We start from the raw sequence: 16,036 nt of genomic DNA on the forward strand, positions 1-16,036 counted from the left end.
CCATCTGCGACTGAGGATGAGCGACACAGACAGGAACCGGCCGGGCAGCCCTCCGGGCGACACCAATCCGAACACCGGGGTGGTGGTGAAGGCAAGGCCGCGCACGCGCAAGCCGGCGATGTACAAGGTCCTGATGCTGAACGACGACTACACCCCGATGGAGTTCGTCGTGCATGTCCTCGAGCGCTTCTTCCAGAAGAACCGCGAGGAAGCCACCCGCATCATGCTGCACGTGCACAAGCGCGGCGTCGGGGTCTGCGGCGTGTTCACCTACGAAGTCGCGGAGACCAAGGTGACCCAGGTCATGGACCTGGCCCGGCAGAACCAGCATCCGCTGCAATGTACGATCGAGAAGGACTGACGAAGCTGCGGCGCGTTCTGCACGGGACGGCCGTTACCCTTTGTCAAGCCGAAGCGTCACGGGTTCGGCCCTTTGCGGAACATGAAGCACTCCCCATTTCAGCTGCGACGCCTCGCGAGCGGCGTTTTCTCTGGCCTTCGTCGTGAAACACTCCAAAGATATCGTCCTGACACCGCGTCAGGACCACTCCCGGTGCGTTGTCGGCCTGGCCTGATCGGAAGGAGCGTCATCCATGTTGTCCCGTAACCTCGAACAGACGCTCCACCGTGCCCTCTCCCTGGCGGGCGAGCGTCGCCACGAATACGCGACCCTCGAGCATCTGCTGCTGGGACTGGTCGATGACGGCGATGCCGCCACCGTGTTGCGCGCCTGTGGCGTCGACCTCGACAAGCTGCGCAGCGACCTCACCGAGTTTCTCGACAAGGACCTGGCCGGCCTCGCGTCCGAGCGGGCCAGCGAGCCGAAGCCGACCGCCGCCTTCCAGCGCGTCGTGCAGCGTGCCGCGATCCACGTGCAGTCGTCGGGGCGCGACGAGGTCACCGGTGCCAATGTCCTGGTGGCCCTGTTCTCGGAGCGCGAAAGCCACGCGGTCTATTTCCTGCAGCTACAGGACATGACCCGGCTCGACGCCGTCAACTTCATCTCGCACGGCATCGCCAAGGCGCCCGGCCGCTCGTCGCAGCGTCCGGCCACCGGGTCTGGCGGCGGCGGTGGCGGCGGCGACGGCCCGGAGGGCGAGCGCGAGGAGCGCGGGCGCCCCGGCAAGAACCAGGACGGCCTGTCCGCCTATTGCGTCAACCTCAACAAGAAGGCGCTGGCCGGCAAGATCGACCCGCTGATCGGGCGCGACCAGGAGATCGAGCGCACCATCCAGATCCTGTGCCGGCGCACCAAGAACAACCCGCTCTATGTCGGTGACCCGGGCGTCGGCAAGACCGCCATCGCCGAGGGCCTGGCCAAGCGCATCGTCGAGGGCGACGTGCCCGAGGTGCTGGCGAAGTCGACGATCTATGCGCTGGACATGGGCGCGCTGCTGGCCGGCACCCGCTATCGCGGCGATTTCGAGGAGCGGCTGAAGGCGGTCGTCTCGGAGCTCGAGAACAACCCGGGCGGCATCCTGTTCATCGACGAGATCCACACCGTGATCGGTGCCGGCGCCACGTCGGGCGGCGCGATGGACGCGTCCAACCTGCTCAAGCCGGCGCTGGCCCAGGGGACGCTGCGCTGCATCGGCTCGACCACCTACAAGGAGTTCCGCACCTACTTCGAGAAGGACCGCGCGCTGGTGCGGCGGTTCCAGAAGATCGACGTCAACGAGCCGTCGATCGAGGATGCGGTGAAGATCCTGCGCGGCCTGAAGGCCAACTACGAGAAGCACCACAAGGTCCGCTACACCGAGGAGGCGATCCGCGCCTCGGTGGAGCTGGCCGCCAAGTACATCCACGACCGCAAGCTGCCGGACAAGGCGATCGACGTCATCGACGAGGTCGGCGCCTCGCGCATGCTGCTGCCCGAGGGCAAGCGCCGCAAGACCGTCACCCTGCGCGACGTCGAGGAGATCGTCGCCAAGATCGCCCGCATCCCGCCCAAGAGCGTGTCGGCGGACGACAAGGAGACGCTGCGGTCGCTCGAGCGCGACCTCAAGGCGATGGTGTTCGGCCAGGACCGCGCCATCGAGGCGCTCTCAGCCGCGATCAAGCTGTCCCGCGCGGGGCTGCGCGACGCCGAGAAGCCGATCGGCAACTACCTGTTCTCCGGCCCGACCGGAGTCGGCAAGACCGAGGTGGCCAAGCAGCTCGCCTCGACGCTCGGCATCGAGCTGATCCGCTTCGACATGTCCGAATACATGGAACGCCACAGCATCTCGCGGCTGATCGGCGCCCCGCCGGGCTATGTCGGCTTCGACCAGGGCGGCCTGCTGACCGACAGCATCGACCAGCATCCGCACGCGGTGCTGCTGCTCGACGAGATCGAGAAGGCGCACCAGGACCTCTACAACATCCTGCTGCAGGTCATGGACCACGGCAAGCTGACCGACCATAACGGCAAGACCGTCGATTTCCGCAACGTCATCCTGATCATGACGACGAATGCGGGTGCGGCCGACCTGACGCGCGAGGCGATCGGCTTCGGCCGCGACAACCGCGCCGGCGAGGACGAGGAGGCGATCAAGCGCATCTTCACCCCCGAGTTCCGCAACCGGCTGGATGCGATCATCCCGTTCGCCGGCCTGACGCCGGAAATCGTGGCCCAGGTGGTCGAGAAGTTCGTCCTGCAGCTCGAGGCGCAGCTCGCCGACCGCAACGTCACCATCGAGCTGTCCTCGTCGGCCAAGGAATGGCTCGCAGAGCGCGGCTACGACCGGCTGTATGGCGCGCGGCCGCTGGCCCGTGTCATCCAGGAGCACATCAAGAAGCCCCTGGCCGAGGAATTGCTGTTCGGCCGCCTGGTCAAGGGCGGCTCGGTCAAGGTGAGCCTGCGCGACGGCAAGCTGGCGTTCGACTATGTCGAGGCGTCGGCCGGACCCTCCGCCGCGGAGAGCGAGGGCGAGGAGGGCGGCGGGTCGGAACGCGAGTCCGAAGCCGCCAACTGAGGTTCGATCAGCGACCGCCGGGAGCGCCGGTGCCTGCCGGTCGAGAGGGCTGGGCCGGTGCCGGCGTTGCTGCGTCCAGGGATTTCTGCGCTCAGGTATCCTGCTGCAATGCGTGCCGTGACTGTTCGAGCTCCTTGCGGGTGGCCGGCGTCGGCGGCCGCAGGGACAGCCCCTCCAGCGTCTCGATCATCGCCTGCACCACGACCAGATGCGCGAACCATTTATGGTCGGCCGGCACCACGAACCACGGCGCCTTCGGTCGCGCGGTCTGCCGGATCGCTTCCTCGTAGGCGTCCTGGTAGCCGTCCCACAGCGCCCGCTCCTTGAGATCGCCGGGCGAGAACTTCCAGTTCTTGGACGGGTCGTCGAGCCGTGCCAGCAGGCGCTGACGCTGCTCCTCCTTCGAGATGTGCAGGAAGAATTTCAGCACCACGGTGCCCTGCCGTCCGAGATAGCGTTCGAAGGCACGGATGTCCTGGTAGCGGTGCTTCCAGAACTGGTCGCCGCGCAAGGCGCCGGGGATCTTCTGGCCGTCGATCAGCTCGGGATGCAGCCGCGTGACCAGAACCTCCTCGTAGTGGCTGCGGTTGAAGATGCCGATCTGGCCGCGCAGCGGCAGCGCCTGGTGGATCCGCCACAGGAAGTCGTGCCCGAGCTCGACCGGTCCCGGCTGCTTGAAGGCATGCACCGAGACGCCCTGCGGGTTCACCCCCGACATCACCTGCCGGATGGTGCCGTCCTTGCCGCCGCCATCCATCGCCTGGAATACCGCGAGCACCGACCAGCGTCCGTCCGCATAGAGCAGCTGCTGCAGTTCCGACAGCCGCTCCACCCCCAGCGCCAGCATCGCCTCGCCGGCCGCCTTGCCGAAATCCACCCCGCCCTTGCCGCCGGGATCGTGGCCGGCAAGCCTGAAGCCGCCGCCCTTGCCGATGCGGTAGCGCCGGAACAGCGCCTTCAGGTCGTGCTCGGCCATCGCGTCAGCTGGCCGGGTTCTCTTGGCGCTTGATCTGGAACGGGCCCGTCGACTGGCAGGTCGGCATCAGCTCCAGCCGGTTGATGTTCACATGCGCCGGCAGTCCGACCACCCAGGCGACGGCCTCGGCGATATCGTCCGGCGTCAGCGGCTCGGTGCCCGCATAGACCTTGGCCGCCTTCGCGGCGTCGCCACCAAAGCGGACCGTGCTGAACTCGCTGCCGCCGACCAGGCCGGGCTCGATGTCGGTCACCCGGACATTGGTGCCGGCGAGGTCGGCCTTCAGGTTCAGGACGAACTGCCGCACGAACGCCTTGGTGGCGCCATAGACATTCCCGCCGGGATACGGATACGAGCCGGCCACGCTGCCGAGGGTCACGACGTGGCCGCGGTTGCGCTCCACCATGCCGGGCAGCAGCGCGTGGGTGATCTGCACCAGCCCGGTGACGTTGGTCGCGATCATCTGCTCCCAGTCGGCGAGCTTGACCTCCTGCGCCGGGCCCAGCCCGAGCGCCAGCCCGGCGTTGTTCACCAGAACGTCGACCTCGCGCCACTCCGCCGGCAGGCTCCCGGGCAGCGCCGCCAGCGCCGCGGCGTCGTTCATGTCGAGGACGAGCGGATAGAGCGCCGTGCCCAGCTCCTCGGCGAGGGCGTGCAGCCGGTCCTGCCGGCGGCCGGTGGCGATGACCCGGTGGCCGTCATGCACGAAGCGCCGGGCGATGGAGCGGCCGAAGCCGGCGGTGGCGCCGGTCACCAGGATGGTACGGTTCACCGAGGCGGGAGAGGTCATAGGATTTCCAGTTCGACAGGGATGTTGTTGCGGGTGGCCTTCGAACAGGGGCAGAGCGCGTGCGCCTGTCGCGTGGCCCTGAGGCGGAGCAACGCGACACCGCCCTCAAGGTTGGGCCGTGGCAGACCGCGCCTCAGCGGATGCGCGGCACTTCGGCGGTCTTGCCCCCGGCCAGCAGCCGTTCCAGCGCCGCCTGGTCGGCGATATGACGGCCATCCGGCCCGAACAGGCGCAGATTGAACCAAGGCGGCGCCGGCAACAGCTCGCTCGCCCGATCGAGGGCCGCCTCCCGGGTGCCGAAATGCTCGTGCCGGTCGGGCGGCAGATCAACCGGGCGGCGCTGCTCTTCGGACCCGGCTGCCGGTGGCGGCGGAATGCCCGGAACCGGCTCGTTCGTGAAGGCAAGGGTGTATGGCATCAGCACCTGATCCGGTTTAGCGGCCGTCTGAGGCTCGAAAAGTCACGCCGGCCGCGCCCCCGGGCATGATGCATGCCTCATGCCCTCCTTGAGAGTGAGGCAAAGCAGCTAGTGCTGCTCTGTGGGGCAGCGCTCTCATCCAGCATCAGGTATCCCCAAACAGCCTCTCCGCGGCACGCGCCGCTTGCACAGCACCCGCATCCTGCCACATCTGACGCATGTTCTCACTGCAACCAGATCTCGACGCCAGCCTGACCGGGCGCCTGCTGATCGCCATGCCCGCTCTGGTGTCGTCGCCGTTCGCGCAGACCGTGGTGTTTCTCTGCGCCCACTCCGCCGAGGACGGCGCCATGGGGCTGGTGGTCAACCGGCGCCTCGGCCAGCCCGGCTTCGACGACCTGCTCGAACAGCTCGGCGTCGCCCCGGTGCCGCCGCGCCGGCGCATCACGCTGTGCGCCGGCGGACCGGTGGAGAATTCGCGCGGCTTCGTGCTGCACAGCGCGGACTGGACCGGCGACGGCAGCCTGGCGGTGGATGACGGCATCGTGCTGACGGCGAGCCTCGACATCCTGAAGGTGATCGCAGACGGCGCCGGCCCGCGCCAGGCACTGCTCGCTCTGGGGCATGCCACCTGGGAGCCGGGCCAGCTCGAGGCGGAAATCCAGCAGAACGCCTGGCTCTCGGCGCCGGCCACCGAGGCGATCGTGTTCGGCTCCGAACATGACAGCAAATGGCGCCGCGCCCTCGCCTCGCTGAGGATTGATCCGATACGGCTATCCAGCGCCACCGGCCACGCCTGAGAGGCTGCTTGTAAACGCCTGCTGCTGGCGATCCGACGCGCCTTTCCTGCGCTCCGCTGCTCACGGCCATAGAGGCCGCTGCGCTGCGGTGCTCGGAAAGTCGCGCCGGCCGCGGCCCTGCGGGCCGCTCTCATCCAGCAGCAGGCGTTTTCAAGCAGCCTCTTCCGGGGCCACAACACAACCTTCCTTGAGCTACCAAAGCAGCGACGGGATCGTAGCGACCGGAGCGAGGCCCGCGCTGCGCGCTTCGGCTTCGGCAAGGTCGTTGTCGCCGCCGATGAGTTCGGCGTGGATGCCGCCGAGCACCCAGCATGACGCGATGCCGGCGGCCTTGGCACCGGCGATGTCGGTCGCCAGGGCGTCGCCGATTGCCAGCACGCGGTCCAGCGGCACGCCCAGCATCGTGCGCACCTGTTCGTAGACTTCCGGATGCGGCTTGCCGATCGAGCGCACGGTGCCGCCGAATTGCGCATAGAGACTCGCCAGCAACCCTGCACAGACGATCCGCTTGCCGCCGCGGACGATCTCGAGGTCGGGATTCGCGCACAGCATCGGCAGCCCGACGGCCGCGCAGGCGCGCAGCAGAGGCATGTGGACGTCCAGCACATCCTCGGCCGCCCCATTCTCCAGCGCATCGTCGTCCGGGCCGGTATTGAGCAGCAGGTCGGCGCCGGCCGGATCGGTCACGATCTCCAGCTCCAGGCCCTGGTAGAGATTGGCGTCCTTCTCCGGTCCGAGATGCAGCACCCGGCGGCCCATGCCGGCGATCCAGGGGTCCGTCCGTTGCTCCAGCAGCGAGCGCGTCGCCTCGCCGCTGGTGAGGATGCCGTCATAGCTGTCGTCCGGCAGCCCCATGCGCCGCAGCCCGTCCTGCACCAGGCCGACGCGGCGCGGCGCATTGGAGAGCAGCACGACCCGCTTGCCCGCGGCTCGCAGCCGCTGCAGGCAATCGATCGCCCCGGGATATGGCGTCAGGCCGTCATGCACGACGCCCCAGAGATCGACGATGGTGCCGTCGAACTCCGCCGCGATCGAGGCAAGGTGATCCACGTGGCGCATCGCAGGCGTCCGGGTCACAAGGCGGTTCCCTTCGCGTCGGCGAGGCGGCTCAGCCCCTGCTGGCGCAGCAGCGCCGACAGGTCGCGCAGCAGGTGCCTCACCAGGGCCGGTCCGTGCAGCACGAAGCCGGTATAGAGCTGCACCAGGTCGGCGCCGGCACGGACCTTGTCCAGCACGTCCTGTGCGCTCGCGATGCCGCCGCACCCGACCAGGGCCAGGCGCCCGTTCGCGATGCGCGCCACCGCGGCCAGCAGCGCCGTGCTGCGGGCCCGCAGCGGCTCGCCGGACAGGCCGCCCGCCTCGCCGGCATGGCCAGACCGCAGCCAGTCCGGGCGCGCCAGCGTGGTGTTGGACACGATGAGGCCATCGGCGCCCCCGGCGATCACCGCCTCGACGATCCCGGCGAGGCGGCCGGGCTCCAGATCCGGCGAGAGCTTGACCAGCAGCGGCCGCCGCGTGCGCCGCGCGGGCGCTACCGCGTGCAGCAGGCCCGCGAGACGGTCGGCCTGCTGCAGGTCACGCAGCCCCGGGGTGTTCGGCGAGGACAGGTTGATCACCAGGTAGTCGACCAGGGGCGAGGCCGCCTGCACCAGCATCGGATAGTCGTCGAGCGGCGCCGCACCCTGCCTGTTGATGCCGAGATTGAGCCCGACCGGCACCCCCGGCACCCGCCTCAGCCGCGCCAGCCGGGCGAGGGCCGCCTCGATGCCGTGGTTGTTGAAGCCCATGCGGTTGATGATGGCGCGATCCTCGGCCAGCCGGAACAGCCGCGGCCGCGCATTGCCCGGCTGCGGCAGAGGCGTCACCGTGCCGGCCTCGACGAAGCCGAAGCCGAGGCGCGCCAGCGGCCGGACCACCCTGGCGTCCTTGTCGAAGCCGGCCGCCATGCCGATCGGATTGGCGAAGCGCAGGCCCATGATTTCGACCGCCAACGCCGGATCTTGGCCGCCGGGCAGGTGTCCGCCGAGACCGAGCAGCAGTCCGGCAATCGCCGCCTGGTGCGCCCGCTCCGGATCGAGCCGGTGCAGCAGGGCCGTGGAGAGCGAGGAGATCAGCATCGCCTCCTCGTGCCGCAAGCCAGCGAAAGATGGAAGGCACCGCGCAAAGATCCGGTCAGAGCGAGCCCCGGGCCGGCTCTTGCCTTGCCGGGCCAACGGCACGATTGTCCGGCGCATGTGGGACGAGCCCTACCTTGAGACATGCTGCCGCTCCGCACTGCATCGGCTGACCCTGGTCGGATCGACCGGCCGGCCGCCCGATCTGAAGGACGGTCCCTGCCTCGAGCGGCTGTCCGGCATGGGGCTCGCCGAGGTGCTCCCGGATGGGCGCTACGCGATCACCGGCTCGGGCACCCAGCGTCATGCACAGGAGATCCTCAGGGTGTCGTGAGGGGCTCCGGATGCAGGGCGGCATGACCCACGAGGATGTTTGGCGCGCGCTCGATACGCTGGCCGCCGAGAAAGGCCTGTCGCCATCCGGGCTGGCGCGGGCGGCCGGCCTGGATCCGACCGCCTTCAACCGCTCCAAGCGCACGACCGCGCGTGGGCGGCTGCGCTGGCCCAGCACCGAAAGCCTGAGCCGCGTGCTGGCCGCGACCGGGGCGACCCTGGAGAATTTCACCGCACTCGTCGGTGGCGCCCGCGCGCTCAGCTCGGGACGTCCGGTGCGCGGCATGCGCCAATTGCGTCTGCTGACTTTCTCCGGGCTCGGCGCGGACGGCACCGTGCCGGACTACGGCGAGGAGACCACGATCCCGATCCAGGCCGATCCGGGCACCTATGCCATCCGGCTGGATACCGACGCCTTCGAGCCGGCGCTGCGCGAGGGTGCCCTGCTGATCACCTCGCCGGACCAGCCGCTCGCCGCCGGCGACCGCGTGCTGCTCCGGCTGCTGGCTAGTGCCGAGGAGGACGGCCTGCCCGTCGCACCGGGCACGTCGCACCCTGCGATCCTCGGCCTGCTGACGGCCGCCGGCGAGCACCGGATCGAGCTCGTGACACTCGACCGGGCCGCACGCCGCCTGGACCTCGACCCCGAACAGGTGGGCTGGATGCACCGGATCGGCTGGGTCGGCTTCTGAGAGCCTGTTTGCAAACGCCTGCTGCTGGCGATCCCCCACTTTCCTAAGGATGGGCGCCTTTTCTGTGCTCCGCTGCTCACGGCCGGTAGGCCGCTCCGCTGCGGTGCTCGAAAAGTCACGCCGGGCGCGGCCCTTCAGGCCGCTCTCATCCAGCATCAGGCGTTTCCAAACAGGCTCCGAGAGGCCCTGCGCCGCGCGCGCCCTATTCCGCGACCCGCAATCGCTCGTGGCCCATGCGGACGTCGCGGGCTTCGCGTCCGACCGAAACCAGCAGCGTGATCACCAGGGCGGCAAGCCCGACGACGCAGGCCATGGCCGGACCGATGCCGGTGCCAAGGCGTCCGGCGAGCCAGACCTGGATGTTGGCGTTCGGCGAGGCGAGCAGGTTGCCGAGCTGATACACCGCCCCGGGGAACGTCGCCCGGATCGCGACCGGCGAGATCTCGTTCAGGTACGCCGGCACCACGCCCCAGGCGCCCTGCACGCAGACCTGGATCAGGAAGCCGCCGAGCGCCAGCCAGGCCAGCCCGTGCGAAAAGATCCAGAGCGGGATCACCGGCAATGCCAGCATCGCCAGGATGCCGATCGCCCAGCGCCGCCCGATCCGCTGCGACAGCAGGCCGGTGCACAGGCCGCCGACGATCGCGCCGAGGTTGAAGATGATCATGACGAGGGTGATGGCATTGTGCGACAGGTGCTGCTGGCGTCCCAGGAACAGCTTCGGATACAGGTCCTGCGAGCCGTGCGAAAAGAAGTTGAAGCCCATCATCAGGCAGATCGCGAACACCGACAGGCCGAGATGCTGGCGCAGCACCGAGAGCAGCGGCTGGCGCTTGATGGTCTCGTCGCGCGCCAGCCAGTCGGGGCTCTCGGGCACAGTGCGTCGGATATACAGCACCAGCAGCGCCGGGAACGCGCCGACGATGAACATGCCGCGCCATCCGATCAGCGGCTCCGCCAGGAACAGCAGCGAGGCCAGCAGGTAGCCGGTCGGGTAGCCGGTCTGCAGCAGGCCGGACACCAGGCCGCGCCAGCGCCCCGGAATGCTCTCCATCACCAGGGACGCGCCGACGCCCCATTCGCCGCCCATCGCGATGCCGTACAGGCCGCGCAGGATCAGGAAAATCGTGAAGCTCGGGGCAAAGCCGGACAGCAGTTCGAGCACCGCGTAGCACAGTACGTTGACCATCATGGTCGGGCGTCGGCCGAAGCGGTCGGCCAGCCGCCCGAACAGCAACGCCCCGAGAAACCGGCAGGCCAGGGTCAGGGTGATGGCGAAGGCGGTCGCCGAGATCGGCACGCCGAAGCTGCGCGCGACGCTGTCGAGCACGAACGCCATGATGAAGAAATCGAACGCGTCGAGCATCCAGCCGAGATAGCAGGCAGTCACGACATGCCAGGCCTGGCGATCGGGCCTCGGCTGCGCGGCGCCCGCTTGCGTTGCGATCGTCATGCTCGGGCGCGTCCTTCAAGGTTTCGGGCCTGATCGGATCGAGCAGGCTCAGCTTGTCGTCAGATAGAGCAGCTTAGTCATCCTGAGCGGCCCGGCAAATCGGCAGCAGCGGGCCGGGCGGCATGAGCCGGGCTTTGCATGCAGGCTGCGGCAACTTCGCCGCCGCTGCGGTATTTCGAGAAAGCCGGTTTCGCGATTCGACCGGCGCCGGACCGGCCTGTCCCGCCAGCCGACCGCCGCTAGAATTGTAAACAAGTTGGTGGAGCTGGATCATGGGCCTTCTCGTCGACGGGATCTGGCAGGACAGCTGGTATGAAACCAGGCAGGGCCGCTTCGAACGCGAAAGCAGCCACTTCAGGGACCATGTCACGCCGGATGGCCACGGCGGCTTCAAGGCCGAGCCGCACCGCTATCACCTCTATGTCTCGCTCGCCTGTCCCTGGGCGCACCGCACGCTCATCATGCGCCGCCTGAAAGGCCTCGAAGGGACGATCGGACTCTCGGTGGTGCACTGGATCATGGGCGAACAGGGCTGGAGCTTCCACGACGGTCCCGGCGTCATACCCGACCCCGGGGGCGCCCCCTTCCTGCACCAGGTCTATACGCGTGCAAGGCCCGACTATACCGGCCGCGTCACCGTGCCGGTGCTCTGGGACCGGCAGCGGCGGACGATCGTTTCGAACGAGAGTTCCGAGATCCTGCGCATGTTCGGCTCGGCCTTCGATGCCGTCGGCGCGCGGGCCGGGGACTACACGCCGGCGGCGCTGCAAAGCGAGATCGACGCGCTGAACGCGCGCATCTACGACACCGTCAATAACGGCGTGTACAAGGCAGGTTTCGCGACCCGGCAGGAGGTCTATGAAGATGCAGTGCTCGCCTTGTTCGATACCCTCGACTGGCTGGAGCAGCGCCTGTCACAGCGGACATTCCTGCTCGGCGACACGCTGACCGAGGCCGACATCAGGCTGGTCACCACGCTGTTTCGCTTCGATGCGGTCTATGTCGGCCACTTCAAGTGCAACCTGCGCCGGCTCACCGACTATCCGGAATTGTGGGACTACGCCCGCACGCTCTACCAATGGCCGGGCATCCGCGACACCGTCAGCTTCACGCACATCAAGGGTCACTATTACGGCAGCCATCCCACCATAAACCCGAACCGGATCGTGCCGGTCGGGCCATTGCTGGACTGGGACGCCCCAACTCGGCGCTCCGGCGCCTGAGAGCCTGTTTGAAAACGCCTGATGTTGGATGAGAGCGGGCCCCACTCCCAGGCATTTGAGGACCGCGGCCGGCGTGGCTTTCCGAGCACCTGAGCGGAGCGGCCGCCCATGCTTGAACAGTGGGGCCGTGAGCAAGGGAGCGCAGGAGAGGCGCCCGTGCTTGGAAAGAGGGGGATCGCCAGCAGCAGGGGTCTGCAAACAGGCTCTGAATACTACCCGGCGCCGGGCCGGCTTAACGGAGGACAGGGTATGGAACTGCGCAATCTGGGGCGGTCGGGGCTGCGTGTTTCGGCAGTCGGCCTGGGCTGCAACAATCTCGGCGGCCGGATCGACCTCGCCGCCTCGCACCGGGTGGTGGAGGCGGCCCTCGAAGCGGGCATAACGCTTTTCGACGTTGCTGACATCTACGGCCGCGACTCGCATTACGGTGCCTCGGAAGAGGCGCTCGGCGAGATCCTCGGCAGCCGCCGCAACGATATCGTCCTGGCCACCAAGTTCGGCATGAAAATGAACGATGCCGGCACATTGATGGGGGCATCGCGGCGCTACATCATGCAGGCTGTCGAGGCCAGCCTGCGCCGGCTGTGCACCGACTGGATCGACCTCTACCAGCTGCACACGCCCGACCCGCTGACACCGATCGACGAAACGCTGCGGGCACTCGATGATGTGATCCAATCGGGCAAGGTGCGCTATATCGGCTGCTCCAACCTCGCACCGTGGCAGGTGGTGCAGGCGGAGCATGTCGGGCGCGAGATCGGCAGCAACCGGTTCGTGTCGTGCCAGGATGATTTCTCGCTGATCACCGATGGCCTGAGGTGCCACCTGCTGCCGGCGCTGGAGGCATACGGGCTCGGCTTGCTGCCGTATTTTCCGCTGGCCGGTGGATTGCTGACAGGAAAATACCGCCGGAACACCGCACCGCCCGCGGACAGCCGGTTCGGCCGCTTTGCGCGGCTGGGCAACCCGTACCTAAACGATCGCAATTTCGACCGGGTTGAACAACTCGAAGCCGTGGCGCGCGGGCATGGACATAGCCTGGTCGAGCTGGCCTTCGGCTGGCTGCTGGCGCAGGGCCCGGTTGCCAGCGTGATCGCCGGCGCCACCCGACCCGGGCAGGTGCAGGCGAATGTCGCGGCCGGCTCGAAGCGGCTCGACCCCGCGACCCTGGCCGCCATCGAGGCTGTCCTGGCCCGCTGATCCCGGTTGTCGAACCAGTATTTACGCAACCGTCTCAATATGACAACATCATCTCACAAACATCGGAACTTTCAGCAATCCGTCATGATGGCATGGCTCCCCCGGCAGGTGCTGCGGCGATCATCGATCCGGTCTCCGCTGGCCGCGATGCTGCTTCTGGCTTCGACCCAGGCGGGAGCCGCTGACCATTTCCAGAGCCGGTCCGCGGTCATCGCCTGTGTCGATCCGCTCGCGACGCTGGCGCTGACCGGTCATCCGCCACCGCACGGGCGCGCCCCGGCATGGCGTCGCGCGGTGCGCCGGAACGGCCGTTGTTTCACCATACGGTCCGGTGAACGCTGGGACTGGATCGCGAGCGCCGAGCCGCACCTGCTGCTGCTCCGCCGGCAGAACCCGCGTCCGGGCGAGCCGCCGCTGTATTTCAGCTCGAGGTTGATGCTGCCAGACGCGGCGCCGAGACACACCGCGCATGAGGCGGCACACCTGCATCACATCGCGGCCGCAGCGCAGCGACGACACCGATCTCGCGGCGCCGCGGCCGCACCCGGACGGCCGCACACCGAGGTGGCGGGCGTTGCGCCCTCGGCGCCTACTCCCGTCAGGGCGGAGCCGCCAGTCGCGCCCGCGCCGGCCGCGCCGCCTCAGCTTCCCGCGCGCTCATCGGCAATCGCGGCTGCAGCCCTGCCGGCCCTGGCGTCGCCACAATCGTTGCCGGCGGCCGTTGTCGCACCGATGCTGCCCACCGAGGCCTTGGCGCGCTCGGAACAAATCGGCAAGGCCATCGGATTGTTCCTGTTCTTCGGGTTGCTGTCCGGCATCGCAGCACTGGCCGCGTTCGTGACCTGGCGGCTTCGAGCGCGTGCCCGGGCTGCGCATGCCGCCGCCATCGATGCGAGCGACGATATTATGGTGACGCCGACCGCGGCAGGAACACGCCCCACGCAGGATCGCCGGGCATTGGCCGGAGCCATCGCGCAACCGGTGCAGGCAAGGGTTGCCGAGCCGGCCGGTGCCGACATGCTCCCGGTCATGACCCTGACGGCGCCCGCGCCGGGGGCGCTGGCCGACTACAAGAGCCGCTGCGCATCGATGCTGCGGCTGGCCGGATGGGACGCACGCACGAAATTGCCCGGGGGTTTGCGCGAGCCCGATGTGGTTGCCCGTCGCGGGGCACACCTGCTGGCACTGCAATGTCATCTTTCGCCGGACCCGGTCGATGTCCAGGCGGTCGAGGATGCCTGCCTGGCCCGAGAGCGGCAGCGCAGCGACCTGGCCGCCATCGTTTCCCGTAGCCGCTATACCGAGGCCGCGCGCCAGCTCGCCGACCGGACGGGAATTGTGCTGCTGCACGACCACGAGCTTGCCTCTTTCGGCGCCTGAGAGCCTGTTTGCAAACGCCTGCTGCTGGCGATCCCCCACTTTCCTAAGGATGGGCGCCTTTTCTGTGCTCCGCTGCTCACGGCCAGTAGGCCGCTCCGCTGCGGTGCTCGAAAAGTCACGCCGGGCGCGGCCCTTCAGGCCGCTCTCACCTAGCATCAGGCGTTTCCAAACAGGCTCTAAGCCATCGCGATCCGGAGACGACCGTTCATGGAGTTTCTGCCCGGGACTGCCAAGTTCGAAGCCTACCGACTCCCATGAAAAGCTTCCGGGAGTATCCGCGCCGTGGTGAAGCGGCATATGCCTTTCAAACTCGTTACTTGAATTAGGCGATTTCCACAGCTCAGGCGCAGAGTTTTCTTGCTCTCTGGGCCAATTTCGGCAATGAGACGGAACCGCGTAATTTCCGCGACCCACAAATCGAATTGAGCACCATGGCGCGCGCAGCAGTCAAAACCAGATCCGCAACCGGCCGCAAAGCCGCAGACGCCACGGCGCCGAAGCGGCGTCCGGGCCGCCCTCCTGGCGTCAAGAACAAGGTGAAGGCGCTACCCGCAAAGGCCGCAAGGTCCACCAAGGCGGCGGCGACAACCAAGTCCGCGGCCCCGAAGCGCAACAAGGCCGAGCTCGAGACGCATGTCATCAAGCTCGAGCGCACCGTGCTGCGCCTGCGCGAGCAGAACAAGGAGCTGAAGCGCGTGGCAGCGGCTCCCACCGAGACCGCCGAGCCGCCGGCTCCGGTTGCAACCAAGCCGGTCCGTCGCCGCGCCAAGAAGGAAGTCGAGCTTCCCGTCGAGTAGCGCGGCGGCGCCGCTCCAGCGCCGCAATAGGCCTGACCGCAAACGGCGGGGGTTGTGCTCAGAGCCTGTTTGCCGGATGCGCGGACTGGTCATAGGCACCCCAGACCGACTGGTCGTAGTTGACGCAGGCACCCGTCATCATTCCAGACTCCGCCGACGCCAGGAACGCGATGGCGCGTGCTGCCTCGGCCGGATCGATGAGGCGGCCGAACGGCTGACCTGCCGCGGCATCCGCCAGCCAGTCCGCGGGACGGCCGTGATGGTCACGCTGGATCCGGTCCTCTCCCTCGGTCGACATCCAGCCAAGGTTCAAGCCGTTGACCCGGATCCGGTTGCGCAGCAGCGCGTGCGCCGTATTCCGCGTCAGGGTGTCGAGCGCGCCCTTCGATGCCGAATATGCAGCAAGGAACGTCTGTCCACCGAGTGCCGACATGGACGACACATTCACGATGCTGCCTTCGGTACGGTCGCGCCGCATCAGCGCGACCGCATGCTGCATCAGAAAGAACGGCGCCCTGACATTGATCGCAAACATCCGGTCGAACAGTTCGGGTGACGTATCGAGGATGGTGCCGCGGTCCGTGATCGCCGCGACATTGACCAGGATGTCCACGCGACCGAACTGCCGATCGGCAGCCGCGATGACCGAGTGGCAGTCTTCGACCCGTTCGAGGTCAGCCCTGACATACTCGACGGGAATGCCGGCCTGCTGCCGGATCGACGCCGCCTGCGCCTGGCCTTTGGGCGCGCCGCGACCGCAGATCACCAGGCCGGCCGCGCCACGCGCCGCGAACAAGTGCGCCACGGCGGCGCCGAGCCCCTGGGTTCCTCCGGTGACGACCGCAATCTTGTTGTCCAGCCTGCTCATCCGGACAGCCTCCTCTGTTTGCGACCGCACGATGCAAT

General features: G+C 68.1%; 16 protein-coding genes. 9 read left to right on the plus strand and 7 right to left on the minus strand.

The genetic code is table 11. The features are described from left to right. The first annotated feature begins 16 nt into the window (after positions 1-16). Together clpS and clpA are read left to right on the plus strand one after the other, a co-directional pair. On the plus strand, positions 17-361 hold the full coding sequence (clpS, locus tag ACQY4O_RS12720; RefSeq protein ID WP_428376732.1) for an ATP-dependent Clp protease adapter ClpS: 345 nt from the start codon (positions 17-19) through the stop codon (positions 359-361). Between the two features lie 232 nt (positions 362-593). Continuing rightward, the gene (gene clpA / locus ACQY4O_RS12725) at positions 594-2,954 is read left to right on the plus strand and encodes an ATP-dependent Clp protease ATP-binding subunit ClpA (RefSeq protein ID WP_428376733.1); all 2,361 of its coding nucleotides are present in this window, start codon (positions 594-596) and stop codon (positions 2,952-2,954) included. Positions 2,955-3,045: 91 nt separating this feature from the next. On the opposite strand, the gene ACQY4O_RS12730 is transcribed toward clpA, so the two are convergent. The 3 genes from ACQY4O_RS12730 to ACQY4O_RS12740 all read right to left on the minus strand — a co-directional run bounded on the left by ACQY4O_RS12730 (position 3,046) and on the right by ACQY4O_RS12740 (position 5,138). After that, a complete protein-coding gene (locus ACQY4O_RS12730) occupies positions 3,046-3,930 on the minus strand; it encodes a polyphosphate kinase 2 family protein (protein ID WP_428376734.1) in 885 nt (294 codons plus the stop codon). 4 nt (positions 3,931-3,934) lie between these two features. Then, positions 3,935-4,702 carry an SDR family NAD(P)-dependent oxidoreductase gene (locus ACQY4O_RS12735; protein ID WP_428378189.1) on the minus strand — a complete coding sequence of 256 codons (768 nt, stop codon included), beginning with the start codon at positions 4,700-4,702 and terminating at the stop codon, positions 3,935-3,937. A 151-nt stretch (positions 4,703-4,853) separates the two neighbouring features. Continuing rightward, a complete protein-coding gene (locus ACQY4O_RS12740; RefSeq protein WP_428376735.1) occupies positions 4,854-5,138 on the minus strand; it encodes a hypothetical protein in 285 nt (94 codons plus the stop codon). A 218-nt stretch (positions 5,139-5,356) separates the two neighbouring features. Between ACQY4O_RS12740 and ACQY4O_RS12745 the strand changes: the two genes are divergently transcribed. Next, positions 5,357-5,938 (plus strand): YqgE/AlgH family protein, encoded by a 582-nt coding sequence (locus tag ACQY4O_RS12745; protein ID WP_428376736.1) that lies wholly within the window; start codon positions 5,357-5,359, stop codon positions 5,936-5,938. A 192-nt stretch (positions 5,939-6,130) separates the two neighbouring features. On the opposite strand, the gene ACQY4O_RS12750 is transcribed toward ACQY4O_RS12745, so the two are convergent. After that, positions 6,131-6,997 carry a TIGR01459 family HAD-type hydrolase gene (locus tag ACQY4O_RS12750; protein ID WP_428376737.1) on the minus strand — a complete coding sequence of 289 codons (867 nt, stop codon included), beginning with the start codon at positions 6,995-6,997 and terminating at the stop codon, positions 6,131-6,133. 14 nt (positions 6,998-7,011) lie between these two features. Next, a complete protein-coding gene (locus ACQY4O_RS12755) occupies positions 7,012-8,055 on the minus strand; it encodes a quinone-dependent dihydroorotate dehydrogenase (RefSeq protein ID WP_428378190.1) in 1,044 nt (347 codons plus the stop codon). Between the two features lie 115 nt (positions 8,056-8,170). Here ACQY4O_RS12755 and ACQY4O_RS12760 point away from each other — a divergent pair, with 115 nt between their 5' ends. Both ACQY4O_RS12760 and ACQY4O_RS12765 read left to right on the plus strand, forming a co-directional pair. Next, the gene (locus tag ACQY4O_RS12760; RefSeq protein ID WP_428376738.1) at positions 8,171-8,386 is read left to right on the plus strand and encodes a hypothetical protein; all 216 of its coding nucleotides are present in this window, start codon (positions 8,171-8,173) and stop codon (positions 8,384-8,386) included. 22 nt (positions 8,387-8,408) lie between these two features. Beyond that, positions 8,409-9,077 (plus strand): helix-turn-helix transcriptional regulator, encoded by a 669-nt coding sequence (locus ACQY4O_RS12765; protein WP_428376739.1) that lies wholly within the window; start codon positions 8,409-8,411, stop codon positions 9,075-9,077. 202 nt (positions 9,078-9,279) lie between these two features. Here the strand turns inward: ACQY4O_RS12765 and ACQY4O_RS12770 are convergent, their stop codons facing one another. Beyond that, positions 9,280-10,530, minus strand: a complete 1,251-nt coding sequence (locus ACQY4O_RS12770; RefSeq protein WP_428376740.1) for an MFS transporter — start codon at positions 10,528-10,530, stop codon at positions 9,280-9,282. A 272-nt stretch (positions 10,531-10,802) separates the two neighbouring features. On the opposite strand from ACQY4O_RS12770, the gene ACQY4O_RS12775 reads away from it, so the two are divergent. The 4 genes from ACQY4O_RS12775 (at position 10,803) to ACQY4O_RS12790 (ending at position 15,130) form a co-directional block, all read left to right on the plus strand. Beyond that, positions 10,803-11,753 (plus strand): glutathione S-transferase family protein, encoded by a 951-nt coding sequence (locus tag ACQY4O_RS12775; RefSeq protein ID WP_428376741.1) that lies wholly within the window; start codon positions 10,803-10,805, stop codon positions 11,751-11,753. 249 nt (positions 11,754-12,002) lie between these two features. Then, a complete protein-coding gene (locus tag ACQY4O_RS12780) occupies positions 12,003-12,953 on the plus strand; it encodes an aldo/keto reductase (protein WP_428376742.1) in 951 nt (316 codons plus the stop codon). 147 nt (positions 12,954-13,100) lie between these two features. Then, positions 13,101-14,333, plus strand: coding sequence for a restriction endonuclease (locus ACQY4O_RS12785; protein ID WP_428376743.1), 1,233 nt, complete (start codon positions 13,101-13,103; stop codon positions 14,331-14,333). A 422-nt stretch (positions 14,334-14,755) separates the two neighbouring features. After that, entirely contained in the window at positions 14,756-15,130 is a 375-nt protein-coding gene (locus tag ACQY4O_RS12790; RefSeq protein ID WP_428376744.1) for a hypothetical protein, read from the plus strand. 58 nt (positions 15,131-15,188) lie between these two features. On the opposite strand, the gene ACQY4O_RS12795 is transcribed toward ACQY4O_RS12790, so the two are convergent. Then, positions 15,189-15,998 (minus strand): SDR family oxidoreductase, encoded by an 810-nt coding sequence (locus ACQY4O_RS12795; protein ID WP_428376745.1) that lies wholly within the window; start codon positions 15,996-15,998, stop codon positions 15,189-15,191. Between the last annotated feature and the right edge of the window lie 38 nt (positions 15,999-16,036).

This window comes from Lichenicoccus sp. (assembly GCF_965277665.1).
Taxonomy (GTDB): Bacteria; Pseudomonadota; Alphaproteobacteria; order Acetobacterales; family Acetobacteraceae; genus Lichenicoccus.